23 protein-coding genes are annotated in these 24,825 nt (G+C 42.5%); 8 read left to right on the top strand and 15 right to left on the bottom strand.

Annotation, left to right across the window (positions count from 1 at the left end):
• Positions 1-99: 99 nt before the first annotated feature.
• From petE to V7K38_RS16970, 5 genes are all read right to left on the bottom strand, one after another.
• On the bottom strand, positions 100-519 hold the full coding sequence (gene petE, locus V7K38_RS16950) for a plastocyanin (protein ID WP_334859466.1): 420 nt from the start codon (positions 517-519) through the stop codon (positions 100-102).
• 261 nt (positions 520-780) lie between these two features.
• Positions 781-1,272 (bottom strand): photosystem II cytochrome c-550, encoded by a 492-nt coding sequence (gene psbV, locus V7K38_RS16955; RefSeq protein WP_334859468.1) that lies wholly within the window; start codon positions 1,270-1,272, stop codon positions 781-783.
• Positions 1,273-1,404: 132 nt separating this feature from the next.
• Positions 1,405-1,620 (bottom strand): hypothetical protein, encoded by a 216-nt coding sequence (locus V7K38_RS16960; protein WP_334859470.1) that lies wholly within the window; start codon positions 1,618-1,620, stop codon positions 1,405-1,407.
• Positions 1,621-1,740: 120 nt separating this feature from the next.
• Positions 1,741-2,589 (bottom strand): carbohydrate ABC transporter permease, encoded by an 849-nt coding sequence (locus V7K38_RS16965; RefSeq protein WP_334859472.1) that lies wholly within the window; start codon positions 2,587-2,589, stop codon positions 1,741-1,743.
• On the bottom strand, positions 2,586-3,494 hold the full coding sequence (locus tag V7K38_RS16970; protein WP_334859474.1) for a carbohydrate ABC transporter permease: 909 nt from the start codon (positions 3,492-3,494) through the stop codon (positions 2,586-2,588). The genes V7K38_RS16965 and V7K38_RS16970 overlap by 4 nt, the downstream gene beginning before the upstream one ends.
• A 628-nt stretch (positions 3,495-4,122) precedes the next feature.
• Between V7K38_RS16970 and V7K38_RS16975 the strand changes: the two genes are divergently transcribed.
• Positions 4,123-4,575, top strand: a complete 453-nt coding sequence (locus V7K38_RS16975) for a hypothetical protein (protein ID WP_334859476.1) — start codon at positions 4,123-4,125, stop codon at positions 4,573-4,575.
• A 169-nt stretch (positions 4,576-4,744) separates the two neighbouring features.
• Here the strand turns inward: V7K38_RS16975 and V7K38_RS16980 are convergent, their stop codons facing one another.
• The 7 genes from V7K38_RS16980 to pilM all read right to left on the bottom strand — a co-directional run bounded on the left by V7K38_RS16980 (position 4,745) and on the right by pilM (position 13,483).
• On the bottom strand, positions 4,745-6,199 hold the full coding sequence (locus tag V7K38_RS16980) for a dihydrolipoyl dehydrogenase family protein (RefSeq protein ID WP_334859478.1): 1,455 nt from the start codon (positions 6,197-6,199) through the stop codon (positions 4,745-4,747).
• Positions 6,200-6,287: 88 nt separating this feature from the next.
• Complete coding sequence (cobD, locus tag V7K38_RS16985) at positions 6,288-7,352, bottom strand: threonine-phosphate decarboxylase CobD (RefSeq protein ID WP_334859480.1); 1,065 nt, start codon at positions 7,350-7,352, stop codon at positions 6,288-6,290.
• A 26-nt stretch (positions 7,353-7,378) separates the two neighbouring features.
• Positions 7,379-7,663 carry an HU family DNA-binding protein gene (locus V7K38_RS16990; protein WP_334831925.1) on the bottom strand — a complete coding sequence of 95 codons (285 nt, stop codon included), beginning with the start codon at positions 7,661-7,663 and terminating at the stop codon, positions 7,379-7,381.
• A 905-nt stretch (positions 7,664-8,568) separates the two neighbouring features.
• On the bottom strand, positions 8,569-10,656 hold the full coding sequence (locus V7K38_RS16995; protein ID WP_334859481.1) for an AMIN domain-containing protein: 2,088 nt from the start codon (positions 10,654-10,656) through the stop codon (positions 8,569-8,571).
• A gap of 175 nt (positions 10,657-10,831) precedes the next feature.
• Positions 10,832-11,599, bottom strand: coding sequence for a pilus assembly protein PilO (locus V7K38_RS17000; RefSeq protein ID WP_334859482.1), 768 nt, complete (start codon positions 11,597-11,599; stop codon positions 10,832-10,834).
• Entirely contained in the window at positions 11,596-12,372 is a 777-nt protein-coding gene (locus V7K38_RS17005) for a PilN domain-containing protein (protein ID WP_334859485.1), read from the bottom strand. Before V7K38_RS17005 ends, V7K38_RS17000 begins: the two co-directional genes overlap by 4 nt.
• Before the next feature lie 4 nt (positions 12,373-12,376).
• Positions 12,377-13,483 (bottom strand): type IV pilus biogenesis protein PilM, encoded by a 1,107-nt coding sequence (gene pilM / locus V7K38_RS17010; protein WP_334859486.1) that lies wholly within the window; start codon positions 13,481-13,483, stop codon positions 12,377-12,379.
• Positions 13,484-13,636: 153 nt separating this feature from the next.
• On the opposite strand from pilM, the gene V7K38_RS17015 reads away from it, so the two are divergent.
• Complete coding sequence (locus tag V7K38_RS17015; protein ID WP_334859487.1) at positions 13,637-14,935, top strand: ABC transporter substrate-binding protein; 1,299 nt, start codon at positions 13,637-13,639, stop codon at positions 14,933-14,935.
• A gap of 87 nt (positions 14,936-15,022) precedes the next feature.
• Here the strand turns inward: V7K38_RS17015 and V7K38_RS17020 are convergent, their stop codons facing one another.
• The 3 genes from V7K38_RS17020 to V7K38_RS17030 all read right to left on the bottom strand — a co-directional run bounded on the left by V7K38_RS17020 (position 15,023) and on the right by V7K38_RS17030 (position 17,346).
• Complete coding sequence (locus tag V7K38_RS17020) at positions 15,023-16,402, bottom strand: bifunctional folylpolyglutamate synthase/dihydrofolate synthase (protein WP_334859514.1); 1,380 nt, start codon at positions 16,400-16,402, stop codon at positions 15,023-15,025.
• Positions 16,403-16,514: 112 nt separating this feature from the next.
• A complete protein-coding gene (locus V7K38_RS17025; protein ID WP_069072075.1) occupies positions 16,515-16,640 on the bottom strand; it encodes a photosystem II protein Y in 126 nt (41 codons plus the stop codon).
• A gap of 178 nt (positions 16,641-16,818) precedes the next feature.
• Positions 16,819-17,346, bottom strand: a complete 528-nt coding sequence (locus tag V7K38_RS17030; RefSeq protein ID WP_334859489.1) for a gamma carbonic anhydrase family protein — start codon at positions 17,344-17,346, stop codon at positions 16,819-16,821.
• A 239-nt stretch (positions 17,347-17,585) separates the two neighbouring features.
• On the opposite strand from V7K38_RS17030, the gene V7K38_RS17035 reads away from it, so the two are divergent.
• The 6 genes from V7K38_RS17035 to V7K38_RS17060 all read left to right on the top strand — a co-directional run bounded on the left by V7K38_RS17035 (position 17,586) and on the right by V7K38_RS17060 (position 24,717).
• Complete coding sequence (locus V7K38_RS17035; RefSeq protein ID WP_334859516.1) at positions 17,586-18,098, top strand: TIGR02652 family protein; 513 nt, start codon at positions 17,586-17,588, stop codon at positions 18,096-18,098.
• 129 nt (positions 18,099-18,227) lie between these two features.
• Positions 18,228-18,671, top strand: coding sequence for a VOC family protein (locus tag V7K38_RS17040; protein ID WP_334859491.1), 444 nt, complete (start codon positions 18,228-18,230; stop codon positions 18,669-18,671).
• Positions 18,672-18,974: 303 nt separating this feature from the next.
• Positions 18,975-21,692, top strand: a complete 2,718-nt coding sequence (locus V7K38_RS17045) for a M16 family metallopeptidase (protein WP_442940779.1) — start codon at positions 18,975-18,977, stop codon at positions 21,690-21,692.
• Positions 21,693-22,068: 376 nt separating this feature from the next.
• The gene (map, locus tag V7K38_RS17050; protein WP_334859492.1) at positions 22,069-22,896 is read left to right on the top strand and encodes a type I methionyl aminopeptidase; all 828 of its coding nucleotides are present in this window, start codon (positions 22,069-22,071) and stop codon (positions 22,894-22,896) included.
• 381 nt (positions 22,897-23,277) lie between these two features.
• Entirely contained in the window at positions 23,278-24,366 is a 1,089-nt protein-coding gene (leuB, locus tag V7K38_RS17055) for a 3-isopropylmalate dehydrogenase (protein ID WP_334859494.1), read from the top strand.
• 90 nt (positions 24,367-24,456) lie between these two features.
• Positions 24,457-24,717 carry a hypothetical protein gene (locus tag V7K38_RS17060; RefSeq protein ID WP_292704015.1) on the top strand — a complete coding sequence of 87 codons (261 nt, stop codon included), beginning with the start codon at positions 24,457-24,459 and terminating at the stop codon, positions 24,715-24,717.
• Positions 24,718-24,825: the final 108 nt, after the last annotated feature.

A 24,825-nucleotide genomic window follows, 5' to 3' on the forward strand; every position in this document is an offset into this window, starting at 1 on the left:
TTACCGCCATTTATCCATTGTGTGCGTCACTCTAGGAGGGTGGCGTGTTGCTATGAGGTAATTTCACAGAGAAATCAGCTTGTGTCCAAAAGGACGTTTCTAGCCCTGGACAGTTATTGTACCAACCATACCAGCACCACGGTGAGGTTCGCAGTAGAAAGTGTAGTCACCAGCAGGTGCGTCTGCGGGGAAAGTGGTTGTTTCCTTTTTACCAGCACTCATCAGCAACTGCTTATGGGACAGAGATTTTGCTAAAGCGGCATCCTTATCGGGGTTTTTGGCAGCATCAAACACAACGTTGTGGGGAGGAACTTTATTGTTTACCCATTCAATTGTGTCACCTGGTTTAATTGTCAACTTTTTCGGTTCAAATGCTAGCAGTCCTTTATCGCTACCCAATTTCACCTGGTAGGTTTCAGCAGAAGCGCTGGGAGTAAAAACCGCAAAGCTGCTAACAACTAAAAGGATTGTCAACACAGCTAAACTAAAGCGTCGCAAGCTTGCCGAAATCAATTTCATGGATCTTCCCTAACAAACAATTTTTTTTCCTTTCTCATTTTAAATAAAATCAACACCAAATATGACAATCTGTCATAGATACAATTTTTTTTTAATAAATAGGGAGCAATTTATTCCAAAAAGCTAATCAGTGGGGAGTGGGGAATGGGGAATGGGGAATGGGGAATGGGGAATGGGGAATGGATTCTTTGCTAATGCCCAATGCCCAATGCCCAATGCCCAATGCCCTATTCCCTATTCCCAGTGACTTAGTTCCAGGATTTAGTAATAGATTTTTCCGCCTCCCCACTTAGTGCCAACGATTTTGGGTTGGATGAGAATATGACCGGCGATCGCTTCCAAGTCCTCATCTGTCAGATTTCGCATTGCTGTGAAAATATCTGCACTCTTGATACTGGGGTGGATTTCGGAAATCTCTTCTTCTCCGTCGTAAGTAGTGGGATTTTTCAGGTAATCCACCAAGCCTTCAACGTTGTTACGGTTGGGTGTTGCCAGTGCCAGATCGTCTGGAGTAAGTCCCACGTTCTGGTTTGTCTTGGTAACTCCCCCAGCATGACATTGGGCGCAAGCGTAATTAAATAAGCGTTTGCCTTCTTTGACTTGTTTAAGGCTAAGTACAGTGGTTTCACCTTGAGTATTTAATGGCACTGATCGGGTAGCTTTGTCTAGTTCCACTGCTGTCGCGCTACCGACAAGCAACTGAAACGAGAGTAAAACAGTGGCCACAACAACGCCAATTAGTCTTCTAAACATGTTTCCCCTTAAAAATTTTGACGCTCAACACAGCTAAGAAAGCGATTCTCAATCTCCAAGCTGCTAATTGCTAATGACTGATTGTTTTTTGTCATTAGCTATCAATGATTAGCTAAAGCCCAAGATCACCCTTCAGATGACCTCGTTATCACCCACTAAGTTTTTAGTACCTTTTGGGTGTGTTTCAAACGATATTTGGGAAATGATTGCCTTTGCATCTTCTAACGCCAAACGGGTCTTTTGGTGTTTATAGGCGATTCCCAGTTGGTTGCACAAAGAAAACACTTTTTCTACAGGAATGCTGTAGTCGGCTGCTATCTCTGCGATCGATAGGTCTGCAAAACCCATAATGCTTGTTAACTGATAAATAGAGATTGAGTCTCTGTAATACCAATATCACGTTAGGAGTGCAATTTGTTGTCAAAAATACTGTTTGGGGAATGGGGCATTGGGCATGGGGCATGGCTATTAACCTTTTCCCCCGGTGAAGGTGACACTTTGAATGAAGTAACGATTAAAAAAGGCGTAAATACCTAATGCTGGTAGGGTAAAGACCATAGAGGCTGCCATGATGTAGTTCCAATAGCTGATGTATTGACCTTTGAAGGTATTCAGCCCTAAAGGAAGGGTAAACATTTCTGGGTCAAATAGGATAACTATAGGCAGTAAAAAATTATTCCAACTCCCCATGAATACAAAAACCGCCTGTGCTGCTAGTGCTGGTTTTGCTAGAGGTAAGACAATATATCGGAAAATTCCGAAGGTATTTAAGCCATCGAGTTGAGCGGCTTCTTCTAGTTCTTTAGGAAAATTAACAAAAAATTGCCGCATCATGAAGATGAAAGTGGCATTAACCATGCTAGGAACAATCATGCCTTGGTAAGAATTCAGCCAGCCGTAAGCGTAGCCCGTCGTAGACATCGCTTTCAAAATCAAAAATGTGGGAATTAGGGTGATTTGCGTTGGTACTGCTAGTACTGCCAAGATTAGGAAGAACCAAAAGCGCTTACCTACAAAACTCAGTCTTGCCAAGGTATAACCAGCCATTGAATTTAACAATAAGTTTAAAAGGGTGACGCTGAGGGCGATCGCTACACTGTTGAACAACCAGCGCCAAAATAGCGGTTCTTGGAGAAAGATTTGCCTGTAGTTATCAAGAGTAAAATTCTTGGGGAGAAAGTTGGGTTCACCACCGATAATCTCTGTTAGCGGCTTAAATGATGCTGAAAGCGCCCAGAGAAAGGGAATTAGGGTAACGATCGCATAGAGTGTCAGCAAAAGGTATAACAAAACTTTGAAGCCAGAGATTTTAGTCAAATCCGTTCGCCTCCGAAAAGTCGCCCTTGAATCAAAGTGATGGCAATGATCACTGCTGCTAATAAAAATGCGATCGCAGCTGCATATCCCATTTGTAAATTCCGAAACACAGCTTGGTAAATTAGCAGCACCACTGTTAAGGTAGCGTTGTTTGGCCCGCCAGTACCGCCAGAAAAGATGTAAGACTGGTCAAAAAGTTGAAAAGTCCCAATCACCCCCACCGATACCACAAAGAAGGTTACAGGCTTAAGCAAGGGAAGGGTAATGTGGATAAATTGTCGCCACCCATCTGCGCCATCAAGTTCCGCCGCTTCATAAAGTGTTTGGGGTATATCTTGCAAGGCCGCCAGATAAATCACCATGAAAAACGGCGCAGTTGACCAAATGTTCATGATCATAATGCCTTTGAGCGCAACGGCTGGATCGCCCAACCAGTTATAAGTAGGTAGCCCCACAAAAGCAAGAAAATCGTTTAGTAGCCCATCGGTGTTATAAATCCACATAAAGATGAGCGTCAGCACTGCTGAAGAGGTGACTGTGGGTAAAAAGTAGAGGATACGCCACCAGTTTTTACCACGAATCCCAGAATTCAGAGTTACCGCCAGAATTAAAGCTAAAACTGTTTGAGTTGGCACAACGATCGCTACATATTGTGCTGTATTTCTCAAAGCAATCCAAACTCGTTCATCTTTAGCTAATCGCGTGAAGTTCCGAAAACCGATGAACTCGTACTCAATAGCGCCGAGAAGTTGGACTTTTTGCAAGGAAAGAAAAACGGCGTAGAGAATGGGTAAAACTACGAAAGTCCCTAAAACTAGAATGGTGGGCATCATGAACATATACCCAGCCAAGTTTTCTGTGATATTCCACTTAGGGTTATTCCGCCCCCTGTTGATTTCAAACATTACTGAACCTCCGTTTAATCCTGCACTAACCCGGCTGTAGTGATGGGTAGTACATGATTATTTATCGTACTCGTGTAAAAAAATATTTAAGCTTATTAGAGCATGTCTGAAAAGTTTTTTGTATACACCGAATGCTTAGAGATCCCCCTAAATCCACGCCACATGCTCCACTTGGGGAGACCCCAAGTGGAGCAGTGGCTCCCCTTAAAAAGGGGGACTTTGACACTCTTATTCCCCCTTTTTTAAGGGGGGTTAGGGGGGATTAATAAATATTTGATACTTCTCAGACATCCTCTTAAATAAGTTTCTATTTTTGGAAAGCGTAGACGCAAAACGGCGATTTACGAGATATCGGTTGTATGAATTAGCTGCTTATGTAATTTAGTGAACTATATATTTAGCTTCTTTGAGGATGCTAATTAACCCGATTTAAGCAAAAGGACAGAAAATGTCATATACAGCCTACTTACGTTCGATTAAAAGTGAACTCTAGAGAACTGATAAAACTCAAAAAAGCCTATGGGTCAAAACTATCATAGAACAGTTTGGCTACCAGCGTAGAAGTCAATCATTCATAGGTAATTTTAATACTGCTCTTGATGAATTGGGACTTTGTGCAAATCCGTGCTTGGATTTGTATATTCCGTTAGATGCAAAAATTGCTATTTCTATTAAAGGTGTAGAACCAATCAATAAAGTAGCTGAATCTGAATCAATTTCAGTCAAACTACAGGAGGCAATTTCAGTCAAACATGATTTTTTCTACTACTTGTTTCATTTTGGCTCAGAGCAAGAATATGAACGATTTCAAGCGTGTTTAGATTCTCATCAGCCAGTAGGTATTTTTTTGATTCCCCAAGTAGAAGATTTCTTCTCTGATATCGTTGTTAAAATTTTTAACTATGAATTAATTAGAAAGTATCAGTATAGCGGTTATAATACTATACCTAAAGCTGCCAATAGGAAAATTCCTATAAGTATTGTCTCAGAAGATAAAGATTGTGAAGATGAGCAAGAAAGTCCTATATCTGATGCTAATATTTTTCAGTTCTATCGCTCAACTATCAGACGAAATTCTTGAAGTTTGTCAAATTTCATATTGGCAGATGAGATTAGGTGGTACTTTTCTCAGCTTCTGCTAAAAGGGGGTCTGTATTCAATCAGACCTCCTATTTTTTTCTTGAAATTCGACCATTTAGTCTAAACTCCAGTCCTGAATTCTGCTTCGATAACTAAAAATTTAGTCCAATTCACAAATTCCAATTGCGCCGGAAATGGAAGAAGCCTTCTAAAAACTCTTGCAAAGCAATATTGCTATTTAAACTCTGCTTACTCCACTCTCTTGCAGTTTGCTCCAGAATTTCTGAGAAACTGGGATATACAGGAAATAGATTTGCTAAATCTTTGACTTTAATTTTTTGGGATATTGCTAAGGCAATCAAATTAATTAACTCTCCAGCTTCTGTGCCTAATATCGCAGCCCCCAAAATTTCGCCGTTGCGTAGCACAATTAATTTACATATACCAGTGGTTTCGTCCCGAATTTGGGCTGCTGCCACTGTTTTAAAATATTGACGAAAAACTAAAACTTCATCTCGACTAAATAGGCGTTTTGCCTGATTCTCTGTCAAACCCACTTGTGCCACCATCGGCACAGAAAACATTGCCCAAGGAATGGAGCGATAATTTACTTGTAACCTGGGGAAAAAAAGTGCATTGTTCAGGGCAATTTTTACTTCATAATTAGCAATATTGGGAAAGTCGTAACCACCAATTACATCACCACAGGCGTAAATCCGGTGGTTAGTAGTTTGCAGCTTATCATTCACTACCAAGCTACGGCGATGCCATTTCACACCTACTGTTGCCAAATTTAGGGATTCAAAATTTGGTTGTTGTCCAGTAGCAACTAAAATTTCATCAGTTTCAATGGCTTTATCGCCCGCTTGAATCCACTTTTTACCCTCAATTAGCCTCACTTGAGTCACTGGTGTATTAGTAAGAACGCGCACACCTTCGACTTCTAACTGTGCCTGAAGCAATATAGCTATCTCAAAGTCAATACTGGGTAGAAGATATGGATGTTTGACTATCAGTGTCACACTGCAACCAAACCGCGCTAAAGTTTGGGCGATTTCAATGCTTTGGGGAATTCCGCCGATAATTACCCAATTTTTGGGTAATGTCGCTCCTTGTAAAGATTGCCAAATATTAGATAGGGTTAGATAGCCAGTGGTTTCCAATCCTTCAATCTCTGGAATTTGTGGACGCGAACCACTGGCCAGCAAATAGGTACGGGCGCGTAGTAGGCGATTGTTAACGGCAAAAGCTAATTGGGGTGAAGATTGAAACTGACCACTGCCAACGATGATATCTACCCCCAGCGCCGCTAGGATGGCGGGAGAATGCTGTTCTTTGAGATTTGAGGCGACGCATTGAGCATATAGCATCGCTTCTTGCCATGCCATAGATATGTGGCATTCTTTTGAGGTATCAGTGGATGTGGCATGAATACCAAAACTAGCAGCATCATTCAACTTCTGTGCCAGTTTCCCAATTTCGGTAAGAACATGGTGAGCAGTAAACCCGTAGTCTACTTTAGATTCCACCAGAGCAACTGTAGCACGCAGTTTGGTTGCAGCAAGGGCAGCATAGTATCCGGCAAGACTGCCGCCAATAATTACAACATCGTAGTCAATTGTCATTAGTCATTTGTCATTTGTCATTGGTCATTGGTCATTTGTGAATAACCAATTCTCCATTCCCCATTCCCAATTCCCAATTCCCCATGCCCTATGCCCCATGCCCAGTCAGGGCTGTTAGTAAGCGTTGGTTATCAGACTCTTGACGTACAGCAACCCGGAAAAAGCGATCGCCTAGTTCTTTAAAGCTAAGGCAATCGCGGATTAAAATTTGGTGCTTCTTGAGTAATTTTTGCTGTAACTGCAAAATTGACTCTTGGGACTCAACTAATAAAAAGTTAGCAGCACTTGCTTGGGGTTGCAATCCTGGTATTTCAGCCAAACCCTGAAAGAGTTGGTTTCGTGCAGGTGGTAGCCATGCCCAGGTTCGCTGCTGAAACTCCGTATCTTGGAGGGCGGCAATTGCCGCCGCCGCCGCTAGGGTGTTTACGGGCCAGGGGTCACGCCATAGCTGCCATTTAGCTAGGCAGTCGGGGTGGGCGATCGCATATCCTAATCGCAATCCTGGAAGACTGTAAAATTTGGTCAGCGATCGCAATATTACTAAATTCGCATATTCCTGCACCACCGGAATCAGGCTTTGTTCCTCATTAGGCGGCACAAAATCCATAAATGCTTCATCCACCACAACCAAAGCATATTGCTCCAGGTAGGGCAAAATAGAGTCCCGTGAAAATATCTTTCCGGTTGGGTTGTGGGGATTATTCAACAATAGCCCTTTGTCCTTTGTCCTTTGTCCTTTGTCCTTGGTCAATGACCAATGACCAGTGACAAATGACAAAGGACACTCCAGCACATTAGCGTTATAGGCTGCCAAGGTTCGGTAGTAGTCACCAAAGGCTGGAGTGATTAAAATTGTCGCGGCTAATTGAGCTAATTCCCTACCTACTAAAGTGAGTAATTCTGCGGAGCCGTTACCCGGCAGAATCCACTCAGGCGGCAGTTGATGGAAGTGACTGAGAGCTAGTCTCAGTTCACTATAGTTTGGGTCTGGATAGTGCTTAAGATTACCAAGTTGGGACAGTATAGCAGCGATCGCGCTGTTTGGAGGCCCCAACGGGCTGATGCTAGCAGAAAAATCCAGAATAGCATCAGGGGGACAGCCAGCCAGTGCTGCTGCCCAGGCTAAATTTCCCCCATGTGCAGGTTGCCGCATTAAAAAAAATTTCCCAAAGACAGAATCTATACTTTTGGGGGTGCTACCTTTTCTCTAAACAGTTTTCCTGCGGAGAAGGCAGGAACCCGCGTCGCTGGAATTTCCATTTTTTCATTTGTTTTCGGGTTGCGACCTTCGCGGGCTTTACGTTCCCGTGATTCAAATGAGCCAAATCCCACTAATGTTACCTTATCACCAGAGGAAACCGCTTCAATAATCGTTTCCAAAGCGGCAGTTAAGACTTGATCCGCTTGTTTCTTGGTAACACCAGCCTTTTCAGCTACGGCATCAACTAATTCACCTTTGTTCATGTCAAACTCCTGAAGGTTTACTTGAGATTCTTTTCGGATGCACCCTGGTGCATCTGTACTCAAATCTTTGTTCGCGTGGATACAAAAATCATCCTTTGGGAGTATCTTTACTCAAAACGGCTGTACATCCCATCGGCTCGACTTTTCAATGAATCATTCTAAGGCGTTGTAGCCTGATGTGGATAGATGAAACCATTAATTTATATAGATTTCAGAATTTTTTGTCATTTTAGGGTACTTGTTCCACTAAAAACCACCCCAAAAGCAGGAAGAAATACTTAGTGGAAACCACAATAGCGAAGATAACAGGGCATTGGGGAAGTGGGACATAGTTAGTATGTTGGGATTAATTATCGATGTTAAAGAGTTATTAAGGTTCATACCCAAAACAAAAGAAAAACCTCACCCTGTCAAGAAAGGACATCCCTCTCCTTAGTAAGGCTACGGTGTACACACATCTCTGGGCAACAAACACCCAAAATCGTTGGAGATCCCCCTAAATCCCCCTTAAAAAGGGGGACTTTAAGAGACTTTTGCCCCCCTTTTTTAGGGGGGATCAAAAGGCTCTGGAGCAACTCTAGAAGACTTGTGTAAACACCGTAGCCTTAGTAAGGAGAGGGACAGGTTTTACGTAGTAAAACTAGGGTGAGGTTTCTTAGGGGCTATAAGACTTAAGGGACTTCCAAATAAAAAAATACTCAACTACTTGTTGTGGGATGGGCGCTCATGTTGCCCACCCCACAAAATTGGGTAATTTATTTGTTGGAAGTCCCTAACCGCAAATCGCCTCACCACAGACTTGGGTGTACACCGTAGCTGAATCCGAGAGGGACAGGTTTTAGGTAATCAAACCAAGGAGAGGTCTTTTTATTTGACTAAACTATGGGGACAGAATGTGACTATCATTATTGCCCAGTAGGAATTTTTAAGCCTCGACGCTCAAGAATTTGCCGCACTTCTGGGCTGGGGGCGTAGTTATAGCCGTAAGAGGAGTTCTCTGTGTCATCTATAATTTGAGGTGTAAGCAACACAATCACTTCTTTGCGCAGATTATCTTTATTTGTTCTTCTAAACAATGCTCCAATTAGTGGAATATCACCCAAAATAGGTATCTTGGTAACAGTTGTTCGGTCTTCATCTTGAATGATGCCGCTAAGAATAAGTGTTTGCCCATCTCGCAGGCGAACCAAACCAGAATTTAGAGAGCGTTCAGATACTAGAAATATTGTTTGGCTGCCGGCTCCTACAGTAATCTGTTGTGAAGACTGCGGTGCTTTGACAACTGGAGCTACAGACAGAGAAACAAAACCATTATCATCAATCCGGTCAATTTTGACACCCAAAGTTAATCCCACCTCCGCTTTCTCGGTAGTTATTGTTTGTGTAGAAGTATCAGCACCACGAGTTACTTCATTCTTAACGTTTCCTATTACCTCTTGGGTCAGCTTGACATTAGCTGTTTGACCTTCTTGGACAATTAAGGTTGGGTCAGTCAAAATCTTGGCATTGCGATTTTGCACCTGAGCTGTCAAATTAGCAAGAAATTTTCTGGGGAAAGAGCTTACATTATTAAAGTTTAAACTTGCAGAACCGTTACTATTGGAAAAATAGGTGTTGTCAACACCAAAGGAAAAGCTGGTATTAAAGTCATCGGTTTTATTAAGGTTAACATCAATAATCTTGACGTTAACTGCGACTTGACGACGACGAATATCAAGCTGAGTTAGTTGAGCCATTGCAATTTCAATGAGTCTAGGAGGGCCAATTAAGGTAAGGGAGTTGGTGCGCTCATCTCCTAATGCCTGTAAACCTCTAAGTAATGGGGTAGAGTCTTTGTAATCAACACGTAGAGGTTCAACTTTGCTTTCCGTCGTCGTCTGAGTTTGGGTGATGGGAGCAACTCCAGTACCCACGGGTACAGCATCAACAATAGTAACTTGTCGTTCGCGGCTGACGGCACTTTCTGCGCCCAAGCCGACCAAAAAGTTCAGGGCGACTCCCACTGTCACCTGATTGAGCCGCAGGCTACGCATAACCATGTCACGGGTACTATTAGGTAGTTTCGGCCCAACGAAAACTGTACGATTACTGCGGTTAGCTTCTAAACCACTCAAACGCAAGACGTAGTTAAACACATCTTGTACTGGCTCGTTTTCTATATCTAAAGATATGGTTTGAGAACTTGGTTGTGCAGGAGCAGCACCTGGTTGACCTCCGCCACCTTGCTCACCTCCGATATAAGCCAGGTTCAAATTAGCAGCACGGGCAAGTAATGATAAAACCTCACGGACTGGAGCATCTCGCAGTACTAAGCGCGGTACACGTTCCTGAGTTCCTAAGTCAATAGTACTAGGAGAGGCATCAGTAGCAGAAATAGCAATATCTCCCACTGGTGGGGCAACGGCTCTGGGTAAGAAAGGTGGAGCCTGACTCAGAGGTTGACCCGGCCCAGCAGCTTGTGCTGGTTTTCCGTCAATAGTCACTTCTGGGTTAGGAACGAGAACATCTGGCTTTTGACTAGGTTGGGCTGGAGTAGAAGCAACTGGGGATGTGGCTGTTGGTGTTGGTGCTGATGCTGTAGTGCCTGTAGATGGGCTAAAACTGAGTGTAATGCCATTTTGCGATCGCACCACTGGTTGACTCTCAGGTGTATTGTTGCTGCCCGTTACCGTCACCCGAATACTATTAGCATCCAGCTGATTAACCTCGACAGATGCAATTCCTGGTGCTGGAGTATCTTGACGAAAGCTATTACCTTGTGGTAATCGTAATTGAGTATTGATAATATCTGCGACTAAAGTCTTGCCTCTTTTTGTAGTGAAAACTTGCGGGCGCGACCCTGAAGAAGTTTTCAGAGCAACGCTAATTCCACCATTAACCGGATTTAGCTGTACATTAGTAACTTGACTAATTTGTGCCCACACTGGTTGAGCTGCTAAAAATACAAAAGCGGCAGTACCCAATATAAAACTATTACCGTGAAGCTGTTTCACAGTTCATTCCTCACCTTATAAAACCTTGTTTACAAAGAATTTTGAGTAGTGAGCCAAAAGTAAAAAATTATGAGTGAATGATTAGGAATAAGACTTCCTAACTCACAATTCACAACTCCTAACTCCTGTAGAGACGCGATTAATCGCGTCTCTACTCCTAACTTCTCATTCCTAACTACTTTTTCGGGGTAGCTTTAGCTGCGGCGGCGGCTATTTCTTCTGCACTAAGTGGCATCAATACCTGTAACTGGAATAATGTATTAATCGCTGCTGGCCCAACTTGTACCGATGTTTTATCTAATGGAGATATTGCTTCGGCTGGAGCCAAACTTGATTGATAATCTTTAACTATTAACAATGGCTGTAACCGCTCAATGTTACGAATTATCGATTGTGTTTGTTCATAAGTTCCTGTAATTTGGGCATTGATAATGCTGCGTTTTAGCTTTCCGTCAACCTGTAGTCCTAGACTTCCATCAGTAATCGGTTCTGGTTTTTGGGAAACTGGCATAAATTTATCCAGTTTGGCTCTCACCGTACTAATAGAAGTTGGAGTATTGCCGGACTCAATTAAGCGGTTCAAATCCAACAACAATGTATCTAAGCTTTTTTCGTTAGCAAATAAACCTAAAACCTGAACTTTTTGCTGCTTTGCCTGCGCTAGTTCGTCTTTAAGTTTATCAATCTGTTTGATATTGGCTTTTTTTTGTTCAATTTGCCCTTGTAGTTCCGAACTTTTTGCTTGCTGCTGCTGATAGCTTTCCCAAGCTGGCATCAGCAGGTTTAACAAAATATAACCTGCTCCCGCTAAACCAATTACCCCTACCAAGATTCCAATGATTTTTGGGGTAAGGGCAATACCAAAAACTACAGGGTGGGCTGGCGTTTCCGAATCGAATTCTCCACCATGTTCGGCAAAATTTAAATCATCACTCAGCGTCATTTTGAAATGACTCCTGTTTGTTGGATACTACGAATTCGAGTCACTAACCCCACTGTGCCTTTTTTTTCTAACTCCCGGATTAATTCGGAAGCTGGAACATCGTTCATGCTCGATTGAATAGTGTATTTAACTACTTGGGGCGGCTTAATTGTTACACCATTAGTAGGTTGACCTGTACCTGGTGGTAAGGGGGCATCTACTAATCCTGCCGTGATAATTCTGCTTTCTGTGGACTTCAAAAATTGAGACTGTTGTAAACTCAATAAAAAATCATTGACATCGTTAAAAGAACGAGCCAATCCGGTAATTTCTAATCCTCCGGCGGGATTGTTTGGGGGCTGCCCTGCCACTGCCGCAATGGGTGGGATTTGCTTGATAGTCTCGATTTGTACTGCTGCGGGGATGCGATCGCGCAAGTCTTGTAACATTGCTGACCAAGGTCGAATCTGGTCAAATACAGTGACTAAAGCTTGAGTTTCTCCTTTAACTGCACTAGTCTCCGCTTTGATTTTGTTCAGATTTCCTATCTCTGTATCTAACCTCTTACTTTCTTGGTCTAGTTGTGCTATCTGACCATCTAATTCAATAATCTTCCCTTGCAACAACCACCAAGCAACTCCCAATAAAACTGGAAGACCTACACCTAGTGCAACTCCTACATACACTGGTGTTAAATTCCCTGTAGGCAGGCTTAGGGATATTCCTGCTTTTTTCTCAGGTTTTTTCTGATATGCTGGGCGGTCTTTAAGAAAGTTAACATCTAGGCTATACATTTTGTTACACCTCCCGCATTCCTAGACCAAGTACGATCGCCAACCCAGAACGTTGCACCTGTGGATATTTATCAGTGTCAACTTCTAAGGATAAAGATCCGATTGGATCTATTTGGGTAGTTGGCAAGCTTAATCGTTGGGTAAAGAATTCATCTAGTTGTTGGAGTCCACCTCCTGGGCCAGCTAATATAATCTGCGCTACCTCCAAATTTTCACTTTGATTGAGATAAAAATCGATGGAACGGCGCAGTTCATCTGTTAGTTCTCCCAATACTCTCAAGATAGCTGCCATACCAGGATCGAGTTCGGTAACGCCGGTTTTTCCGCCGTCTATAGAAGTTGGGGGAATCATCATTGCGTATAACAGTTCCATATCTCGTGATGTGGGTAAACTCATTGCCCTTGCTAAGGCAGTTTGCATTTGATAAGTCCCGATTGGGACTGTGCGCGAAAATTGCGGCACTCCGTTAACGATGATGGCAATTTCTGTACTGTCGAACTCGATATCGACTAGTACTGCTGCTTCTTGTGGCCCAAATTGTCGCAGTTGCTCACGGATAGTCCGAAGTAGAGCAAAACTGTTAATTTCTAAAACATCAATTTGTAATCCTGCCTGCTCGAATGTACTGATATAGGTATCCGTGATCTCCTTGCGGGTGGCAACTAGGAGTACATGGACTTTTTCAATGCCATCTTCATCTACAAAATACCCAAGTTTCTGATAATCTACATCAGCCTCTTCACGAGGATAGGGTAAATATAAACCTGCTTCATGGTTTAGCACCATTTCTCGCAGTTCTTTGTCATCTAACTCTGCTGGTACTGGTATGATCCGAACGATGGAATCTCGTCCTGGTACACCAGTAGCAACACGAGAAGTTTTGATTTTGCTTTCAGCTAGCGCCTGTTGGATTAATTGCGCCATTGCTGCGGGGTCAGTGATTTGACCATCGGTAACTACGCCTTCTGGAACTGCTACCGATGTAAAGGTTTCTAGTTTCAAGCCTTGACGCTGTTTGCGTAGCTGAACTACATTTACCCGTTCAGGAGCAAGTTCAATGCCAACCCCTTTATTCGATTTGCTAAACAGACGAGTGAATTTTTGTACCACAGTTGTGTCCGATGGACTGCTAAATTGAAAATTTAAATTTGTTGTGGGTAGAAACGTAATATATTACGTCGCTACGCATAATTTATTTAGCCTATAATCTCGACAATTCTGTCTAAGCTTTTCACACTGAACAAGCGTAAAATTACTGGGAAAATGATTCAATTGCGAAAATTTAAACAACTTGTTGCTTTAGGACTGCTTGGCTTATTAACCAGTTGGATTGTAAGTTGCAGCACAGCTAATGTTAGTACAAATACAAAACAAGCTAATTCAGGAGTAGCAGCTATTGAGTTTTGGACAATGCAACTACAGCCTCAATTTACTGACTACTTCAAAAACCTAATTGCGAATTTTGAATCGCAAAATACAGGTATAAAGATTAACTGGATCGATGTACCTTGGGCGGCTATGGAGAACAAAATTTTAACAGCCGTCTCAGCAAAAACGCCACCTGATGTAGTTAACCTTAATCCGGGTTTTGCTTCCCAACTTGCGGGGCGAAATGCCTGGTTAGATTTAGATGCAAAAGTCTCAAAAGATGTACGTTCCTCCTATCTCCCGAATATTTGGGAATCTTCTACGCTTAATGGCAAGAGTTTTGGGATTCCCTGGTATCTCACCACAAGGTTAACCATTTATAACACTGATTTATTAAAACAGGCAGGTATCAATAAAGTCCCTGCAACCTACGCAGAATTAGCACAAGTAGCGCAACAAATTAAAGATAAGACAGGGAAATATGCTTTTTTCGTGACGTTTGTACCGCAAGATTCCGGTGAAGTGCTGGAATCTTTCGTGCAAATGGGAGTTACCCTAATAGACACTGATGGTAAAGCGGCGTTTAATTCAGCACCAGGGAAGGCAGCGTTTAAGTATTGGGTAGACTTGTATAAAAAAGGATTGCTTCCTAAAGAAGCTTTGACGCAAGGACATCGCCACGCGATCGATTTATACCAATCTGGAGAGACTGCGTTTCTAGCTTCGGGGCCAGAGTTTCTGAAAACGATCGCTAATAATGCTCCAAAAATCGCCCAAGCTTCAGCAATAGCGCCTCAACTCACAGGTGACACAGGCAAGAAAAATGTTGCGGTGATGAATATAGTTATTCCCCGTGACACCAAACAACCAGATGCCTCTGTGAAGTTTGCGTTATTTCTCACCAATGACGAAAATCAGTTAGCTTTTGCCAAAGCTGCAAATGTCTTACCTTCTACAGTCAAGGCATTGTCTGATAGTTACTTTACAAATGTTCCAGCTAATGCTTCAACAATAGAAAAAGCGCGAGTTATGAGTGCTAAAGAACTAAAACAGGCAGAAATATTAACTCCTAATTTGAAGGATTTCAACAAACTGCAAAAAGCAATTTACGAGAATTTGCAAGCAGCAATGTTAGATCAAAAGACTGTAGATAAAGCTGTAGAAGATGCGGCACAGGAGTGGAATCAGAGATAAGTTTGGGCATTCGGCATTGGGCATTCGGCATTGGGCATTGGGAATGAGGTAATAATCAAAAGTTTTTCTTCTCCCTCATCTCCCTCACTACTTATTCCCCATTTGTAAAAAATCACCTACTAGATAAAGGGAACCACATAAAACTATTAAATCGTTTGTGGTGGTGTTTGAGGTTGCGGCTTGTAGTGCTGTGGATAAATCTGGATGGATTTGGCGATCGCTTAATTGGGGACAGAGGCTATAAGCTAGGCTTGTTAAGTAGTCTAGATCGGCACAAGTTCTACCTGGCCAAGATTCTACTGGTATTGGTACTAAAAAAAGGCGATCGCCTGGGCGCAACAGGGCGGAAAAAATATCAGCATGATCCTTATCAGCAAACATTCCCATAACCCAAGTGAGGGGCTTGGAGTTAGCTGCATCTAAGCTATCAACATAGTGGCGAAGAACTTGGGCAGCAGCTGTATTATGAGCGCCATCAAGTAATATTTTATGGTTCTTCCAGGTAACCCATTGCATCCGCCCTGGCCATTGAGTTTTTGCCATGCCGTTAATTATGGCTTTTTCAGAAATCTGCCAACCTTGTTGTTGGAGAATTTCTAAAGCAGTTAAAGCCAAAGCTGAATTTGCTAATTGAATTTGTCCCGCTAATGGCAAAGGATATTTAATTAATTGAGAATTTTGAATTCTTTCATATTTTGCCCATCCTGTAGCGATTTGATGGGCGGGTTGAGGCGTAAAAATCGGGCATTCTAATTCTAAAGCACGCGATCGCACAACTTCTTCTGCATCTGGTGGCAATTGCCCAACTACAACAGGACATCCAGGTTTGAGAATCCCTGCTTTTTCTCTAGCAATGTCCGCGATGGTGGGGCCAAGTTGTTGCCAATGTTCTCGGCTAATGGAAGTGATAATAGTAACCAAGGGTTCCAAGCAGACATTTGTCGCATCTAAGCGCCCTCCTAGTCCAACTTCTATCACAGCTACATCAACTTGCTGCTGGGCAAAGTATAACCAAGCGGCCGCCGTAATTACTTCAAACTGAGTTGGGTTTCCATACTTCTGTGAAAAGGCTTTATTTCCCCTATCCTCCTTTTTTAAACGAGAAACATAGCCCCCCTTCTCAAGGGGGGTTGGGGGGATCTCCTCGTCTTCAGCGCGAATCAACCCTTGGACTTTTTCTAATAATTGGCTCAATTCCTCAGAAGAAATCGGTTGTTCATTCAGACAAATACGTTCTGTCCAATCGACTAAATGCGGTGAAGTATAGCGTCCTGTACGATAACCAGCCTCAGTGAGTACGGAGGAAAGATAGGCACAGACAGAACCTTTACCATTAGTGCCAGCAACATGAATTATCGGGACTTGGTGATGGGGATTGCCGAGATTTGCCAACAAGTTGACAATGCGATCGAGTCCCAGATGGACACCAAAGCGTTGAAGAGGTTGTATTACAGAATCAATATCCAAGGAAGGGAGTGGGGAGTGGAGAGTGGGGATGAGGGAGTGAGGATGAGGGAGATGAGGGAGATCGGGAATACCCAATGCCCCATACCCCATGCCCCATGCCCGATTAATGAATTTAGGCTTCCCGATCCAAAAAGCCTTGAATTTGTCTTAAAGCCGCAGCGCCAATATTAAACACTGCCCAGCTAGCGGCAATGGCAACTGGTGCTAAAACGATCGCTATACGGTAATCGATATCCATATCTAGAACCCCTCTTTTAAGTAGAAATTAAAGTTTTGTCAACTGCTATCATTTTTATTTTTAGCTGAAGTGGGTAACTTTTCCCAATATATATGTAAAGAATGTTTAAACTATGGGGGATTGGGCATTGGGCATTGGGAAGAATATTGCCTAATCCCCAGTCCCCAGTCCCCAGTCCCTAAGACTTGCTAAAACCAATATCAGTACCTTTACCAGCATGAACTAAAGCTAACTTTTGGTAACGTTTAGCGTGTTCAATCAATTCTGCGGCTTCAGCCTCTGTTAATTGTCGTAACACTTTGCCTGGAATACCTACAACTAGTGACAAAGGCGGTATATTTTTAGTTACGACTGCGCCAGCACCGATAATACTACCAGCACCCACTCGTACCCCGTCTAAAATAACCGCGCCAATGCCAATCAAACTTCCACGCTCAATGTAAGCCGAATGTACCACAGCGCGATGCCCTACGGTAACATGATCTTCTAAAATTGTCGGAAAACCAGGATCGCCATGTAGAATTGCACCATCTTGAATGTTTGTGCATTCGCCAATTTCAATCCGTTCTACATCTGCCCTAACTACTGCTCCATACCAAATGCTTACCCCTGCTGCTATATTTACCGAACCCATAACAACAGCATTGGCTGCAATAAAGGCAGCTTGAGAAAAATCAGGAGATGTCCAGAAAGAAGCGGTAGACACGATAGAATATGAATATGGTACACAGGAACACTGGAGAAACTCCAACCTTTGAGGCTGGTTGCACAACCAGAATATCACACAGTCAAGTCTCTACGCTGAGGAAAACACTAGTAAGCAATGTTCTTGCCGCAACTTCGTGTATATGCAGCAGTGAGCAAGTAACCCAAAGTGGTGGAGCCGAAGTGTATAATCCAATGCACTAGTGCTGGTGAAGACAAAATTATGTTTGTATGCACTTCATGATGAATCCAGGCTTTCAGTACCCGATGTTTGGGCCGGAAATACAGTGTCCCCATTGTCGCCAGACTATTCCGGCGCTGACATTAACAGATACCTATTTGTGTTCGCGTCATGGCGCTTTTGAAGCTAATCCTGAAAATGGAGAGTTAATCCATTTGCAATCGGGTCGTCATTGGCGGAGGTGGAATAATGAATGGTATAGGCAGCATACTCATCCCGATGGTATTCGGTTTGAAATTCACGAAGCATTAGATAAGCTCTATACCCAAGGTTATCGAGCCACAAAAGTGATTATTGCTCAACGCTATCAGGAATTGATGAGTGGCTATTTAGAACGCAGTACACCTTGGCGTTCTGGACAACCGGAAGCTACATCTGCTCGTTTATATGGCTTACCCGTTGAGTTTAGCCCCGATACCTCAGAAGATCCCTGCTGGGAAGTGATCAATTTTGACTTGGAAAAAGAGCCTGGTGTCCCTGTACGCTACCCTTATTTCAGGTTATTTGAATAATAGTCATTGGTCATTTGTCATTGGTCATTTGTCATTAGTGAATAACAAAGGACATAGTTATGATCGGGGGTTTTCTCGGATCATAACTTTATTAAAAGAGGACAACTGACAAAGGACAAAGGACAAATTATGCATCACGCTTCTATTCGGACTGCGAATATTCATCGAGCGATCGCTTTCTACGAACATTTAGGGTTTACAATTTCGGAACGCTTTACTACGGGCTACACATTAGCTTGCTGGATGGAAGGATTGGGCGGCAGAATCGAACTGATCCAAATTCCTGAACCAAAGCCAGCCGCAGATGCATTTGCTGACGAGCATTATGTGGGCTACTATCATCTTTCGTTCGATTTAACTGAAATTACACCAGATTTACCTAGCTGGTTGACAAATTTGCAAGAACGTGTATTCCTGGCTGCTGAGAGTCAAAGCGAAGAATTACAACCGTTGAAGGTACTTTTAGAGCCGACACAACAGCAAATAGGCGATCGCATTTACGAAGTCGCTTTCATCGCCGATACCGATGGCTTACCTCTGGAATTCATTCGGGTTTTAGCAAAATTGCCATAAGTTAGCTTTTTTATTACCTTTATTGCTAATATATTATTTTTCTGTATTGTTGCCGAGATAACAGATTTTTTTACCTGATTTAACTCTGTCACTCAAAAAAATAAGTATGTAACTTAATTTACAGATATATCTGCTAAGTAAATGTATGGTTTGTCTAGATTTTATAAATATTCCTTGCCATTATTAATTTTAAGCTTATGGCTAGTAACGGTTATTTTATTGAGCGATCAAACTGCTTATAGCCAACATCCTGTTATATCTAAATAAAAAAAATACCAATCAACTTTGCTAATAAAAACAATAATGCCCTCAACACTGACAGAAAATGTCCGTAAGACAGTGCTGGAAAATGGTTTAACTGTCCTAACAAAGGAAGTGCATACTGCGCCAGTGGTGACGGTGCAGGTGTGGTATAAGGTTGGCTCACGCAACGAAGAACCAGGCGTGAATGGCATTGCCCATCAGTTGGAACACCTCATGTTTAAAGGCACGAAAAATCGTCCGATTCAATTTGGCCGTTTGTTTAGTGCTTTAGGTAGTGATTCCAATGCTTTCACTAGTTATGACCAAACTGCATATTACGGTACTGTGGAACGTAACAAGCTAAAAGCGCTTTTAGTGCTGGAAGCAGATAGAATGCAAAATTCCCAGATTGAACCAGAACAACTGGCGAGTGAAAAGCGAGTAGTAATTTCTGAATTGCAAGGTTACGAAAATAGTCCAGAATATCGCCTCAACCGCGCCGTCATGCAGGCGGTGTTTCCTAATCATGCTTATGGGTTGCCCGTAGGTGGAACTAAAGCAGATGTCGAGAAATTTGAGGTTGCACAAGTAGAGAAATATTACCGCAATTTTTACAGTCCTGATAATGCCGTCTTAGTGGTTGTTGGAGATTTTCAAACTGCAAATACTCTCGAAACAATTAAAGAAGTATTTGGCAAACTAGCAAGGAGGCAGGGGGCAGGGGGCAGGGGGACAAGGGGGACAAGGGGACAAGGGGACAAGGAGAATAGCTATACTCAATTCCCAATTCCCAATTCCCAATTCCCGATTCCCCATTCCCCACTCCCCACTCCCATAGTCTTGCGAGAACCGGGAGCAGGGCGACTTTTACAAGTTGTGTATCCGCTACCAGATGCGAATCAACCAGATGTGCCGGCGCTGGATGTGATGGACTATATCTTTACAGAGGGACGGAATTCTAGACTTTATCAGGCATTGGTGGAATCAGGTTTAGCTAGTGAAGTTACAGCATCCGTTACTAGTTTGCGAGAATCTGGCTGGTATGAGATTTTGGTAACGGCTGGTTATAAACAAGATTTGAAAAAAATTGATTCAGTGTTGAGTCGCGCGATCGCTAATGTAGCAGAAAAAGGCGTGACAACTGAAGAAGTAGAACGAGCCAAAATCCAATTAACAGCAGATGTGATTTTGAGTAACCGTGATATCACCTCTCAAGCAATGCGATTGGGCAATGATGAGACAACTGTTGGTGATTATCGCTACACAGAACGTTATTTGGCTGCTGTTAGTCTGGTGAAGCCGACGGATATTGTAGCTGTCATTAACAAATACCTTACAAAAGAATCCCGGATAGTAGGCTTTTTTGAACCAACTCAAAAGCAGATAACAGGGGTTAGTGATAAACCAGACTCAGCCCAAACTACCGAAAATTTCTCTCCTGGCGTGCCTGTGCTTCCTTCTGAGGTGGCGAAATACTTACCGCCTGTGGATTTGGCTACAGATGCAATTGCTCAAGTACTACCACAAGAATATAAACTTAACAATGGACTGCGGATATTACTGTTACCCGATCGTAGTACTCCCACCCTGACTCTAAGCGGCTACATTCAAGCTGGGACAGAATTTGATCCAGAAGAACGAGCAGGATTGGCTGCTTTTGTAGCAGATAACTTGCTAAATGGTACTAAGAGTAAAAATGTCTTAACTATTGCCAAAATATTGGCAGAACGAGGCGCGAGTCTAAACTTTGAAGTACATCGTGAAGGAGTACATATCGAGGGTGATAGTTTAGCGGGGGATTTGCCAGTAATTCTGGAGATATTGGCAGACGTTGTTAAAAATAGTACCTTTCCCGCACAAGAATTAGAATTGCATCGCCAACAAACTTTAACTGATTTGCAATTGGAATTAGATGAGCCATCAGAAGTAGCCAGAAGAATATTTGTGCAGTCAATTTACCCGAAAAAACATCCCTTACATACTTACCCCACTGAAGAGAGTTTGCAGCAGATTCAACGCCAAGATGTGATTGATTTCAAAGCTAAACATTATCGCCCAGATACGACAGTGTTGGCATTGGTAGGAGATTTTGATGTAGACAAAGTGCGATCGCTCATTCAAAATGAGTTTGGTAATTGGGAAGTTAGCGGTAAAGCACCCATATTAAAATATCCTCCAGTATCAATGCCGCAGAAAGTAATGAGTGTCAACCCAGTTTTACCAGGTAAAGCCCAAGCTGTGACATATATGGGTTTCACAGGCATTAAGCGTTACGATCCTCGGTTTCACGCAGCCTTAGTATTAAACCAGATTTTGGGAGGCGATACCTTATCTAGTAGACTGGGTGCAGAAGTGCGCGATCGCCAAGGCTTGAGCTATGGAATTTATAGCTACTTCCAAGCTGGGAAGAATGTAGGCACATTTTTGATAGAAATGCAAACTAGTCCAGAAGATACTAGTCAAGCGATCGCTAGTACCCGTCAAATACTACAGCAAATTCATGAACAAGGTGTCACTTTACAGGAAGTAGAGACAGCTAAACGCACCCTCATCAGCCATTACAACGTTTCCTTGGCAAACCCAGAAGAACTAACAGATAGAATTCTGATGAATGAGGTGTATGGATTAGATAAAGTAGAATTGCACACCTTTACTGACAAAATCCAGAAAGTCACCTTTGAGCAAGTTAATCAAGCAGCTCGTGAATTACTCCACCCAGATCAAATCGTAGTCGTTACTGCTGGGCCATCTGTGTTAGTAAAGAAAAGCATTAGGTAAGCTGAAAATATTTTAATTTGCATTCTCCAAAAAATAAATCTCTTGTGGGGTGGGCATCTTGCCCGCCCTAGCTGTGCAAATAACTGGAGAAATTGCAATTAGTAGTTAAAAATTATTTGACTCAGTATTTAATAGCCGTCTAATGTTTCAATTAAAGATAATTGAGCTAAATCGTCAAAAATAAGTTAGGGCGATTTTGCTTGAAGTCTAAAACATCAGGAGTAGACGAATATGTTATTCTATATACATTAGCGGCTAAAGTGAAATAATACTTATCAGAGATTAAAATAACTTAAATTATAGATATTACTTCTCAAGTAATCTAGAAAAACCATTCTTACTTCATCGGCAAAGCACCAGTAATTATTAATTTACTATGAACATTTTCACTAACTTACTTTCTCAAACAACTCAGCCTACAACATCAAAAAAAAAGGGACGAGGAATTGAAATTAAATCGTCGCGTGAAATTGAAATCATGCGACAATCATCAGCAATTGTGGCAACTGTCCTCAAAGAAATTTCCGAGCTAGTAAAGCCAGGAATGACAACGGCTGATTTAGATGCTCACGCAGAAAAACGCATCCGTGAAATGGGTGCAACACCGAGTTTTAAAGGATATCACGGTTTTCCAGGTTCTATCTGCTCCAGCATTAATAATGAAGCAGTGCATGGCATTCCTAGCCCCAAGAAAGTGATTCGCGTGGGGGATGTCTTAAAAGTAGATACAGGCGCTTATTACCAAGGCTTTCATGGTGATTCTTGCATTTCAATTGCTGTCGGTGAAGTGACAGAAGAAGCTGCTAAATTAATTCGCGTAGCAGAAGAAGCTTTATATAAAGGCATTGAACAAGTAAAAGCTGGTGTATACCTGCTTGACTTAGCTGGAGCAATTGAAGACCATGTGAAAGCTAACGGCTTTAGTATAGTCGAAGAATTCACTGGACACGGAGTCGGGCGTAACCTGCATGAAGAACCTTCAGTATTCAACTACCGTACCCGTGAGATGCCAAATGTTAAACTCCGTGCAGGGATGACGCTGGCAATTGAGCCAATTTTAAATGCAGGTTCTAGACACACCCGCACATTATCTGATCGTTGGACAGCAGTCACTGTGGATAATTCTTTGTCGGCTCAGTTTGAGCATACAGTTTTGGTGACAGAGACTGGTTATGAGATTTTGACTGACCGTTCTAAGGTCTAATTGTTAGTTGTAATTATCTGTTATTGAGAAGATATATAGCAATCCGATTTGATTTCTGAATCACTCGTAGAGGTAAGGGACTGGGGACTGGGGACTGGGAAGAAGGAATAAAGGTGTACTGAGTTTTGTTCAAAAATCAAATATGAGTCCTATATAGTGCTTCCTATTCAAATCCTGAAAATAGCTGTATCTGCTCTGACAAAACTGGCACGTTGACCGAAAATCAGACGACGCTTGAGTAACACTTTTCACTAAAGGAATAGCAGTTTCATACAACGCCAGATGATTACGTTAGAGTCGCACCCTAATTAAAAATTTCATCGGCACATTTTACTAGGTATGATATTTAATCTGCAAGCATTTACTCAGTAATAACCAGCTATGACCCAGAACTACCGCATTACTCTACTCCCCGGCGATGGCATTGGCCCTGAAATTATGGCAGTGGCGGTAGATGTGCTGAAAGTCGTAGGGGAGCAATTCGATCTGAAGTTTGAATTCCAAGAAGCCCTCATCGGTGGTGCAGCAATTGATGCCACTGGAGAACCCTTACCATCTGTCACTCTAGAGGCTTGTCGTAACAGTGATGCTGTCTTACTCGCAGCAATTGGTGGCTATAAGTGGGATTCTCTGCCATCTAATTTACGTCCAGAAGCAGGTTTGTTAGGGCTACGCGCAGGTTTAGGATTATTTGCCAATTTACGCCCAGCAAAAATTTTGCCCCAGCTAATCGATGCCTCGACTTTGAAACGCGAAATTGTGGAAGGCGTGGATATTATGGTGGTGCGCGAACTCACTGGTGGGATTTACTTTGGTAAGCCTAAAGGGATTTTTGCCACGGAAACGGGTGAAAAACGCGGTGTAAATACAATGGTTTACACAGAGTCAGAAATTGAACGCATTGGGAGGGTGGCCTTTGAGGCAGCTAGAAAACGCGGCGGAAAACTTTGTTCGGTGGATAAGGCGAACGTATTAGAAGTATCTCAGTTGTGGCGCGATCGCATCACCCAACTTTCACAAGAATATCCAGACATCGAACTCTCTCATTTATATGTCGATAATGCTGCTATGCAGTTAGTACGCGCTCCCAAGCAGTTCGACACCATTGTTACAGGCAATTTGTTTGGCGATATTCTCTCTGATGCTGCTGCCATGCTTACCGGTAGTATTGGGATGTTACCCTCAGCTAGTTTGGGTGCTTCTGGGCCTGGTGTGTTTGAACCAGTTCATGGTTCCGCCCCAGATATTGCCGGACTTGATAAAGCAAATCCTCTAGCACAGGTTTTGAGTGCAGCGATGATGCTACGCTACGCTTTAGACCAACCAAAAGCAGCAGATCGCATCGAACAAGCCGTATTGCAAGTTTTAGAACAAGGCGATCGCACCGGGGATATAATTTCTCCAGGAAAAAACCTCCTTGGTTGCCGCGCTATGGGAGAATCACTCATTAGGGCTACTAAACAAAAATAATTTTGTGGTGCAACTTGGGCAATTTGGCAACCTTTGCTATAAGTTTCGGGTAGACTAAAGTGAAATCTAGCAATCAAATAACAGTCGATAGTGTACGCATTACGACAAGGACAAGTAAATTTTACCGCCCCAAAGAACCAATCGCCTTTGATTGATCCTGCTGTAATCAGAGCTGCTGGGCAAATATACTATACTCACTGTGAAGTTCATCCCGAAATCGCTGGGCAACCTTCCGGTGTAGCAATTAATCGTGTGAATCATCGAGGTAAGGTTATTTTTACTAACCAACCAGTTCTTTTACCTCAAGAGTGTTTTGTACCCTTAAGTCAAATTGAATCACATATCTATTAGTCATTGGTTATTGGTCATTAGTCATTAGTCATTAGTCATTAGTTCTCGACAAAGGACTAATGACAAAAGACAAAAGATAAACGACAAATGACACAGGACTAATGACAA

This window comes from Nostoc sp., from assembly GCF_036917465.1.
Taxonomy (GTDB): domain Bacteria; phylum Cyanobacteriota; class Cyanobacteriia; order Cyanobacteriales; family Nostocaceae; genus Nostoc.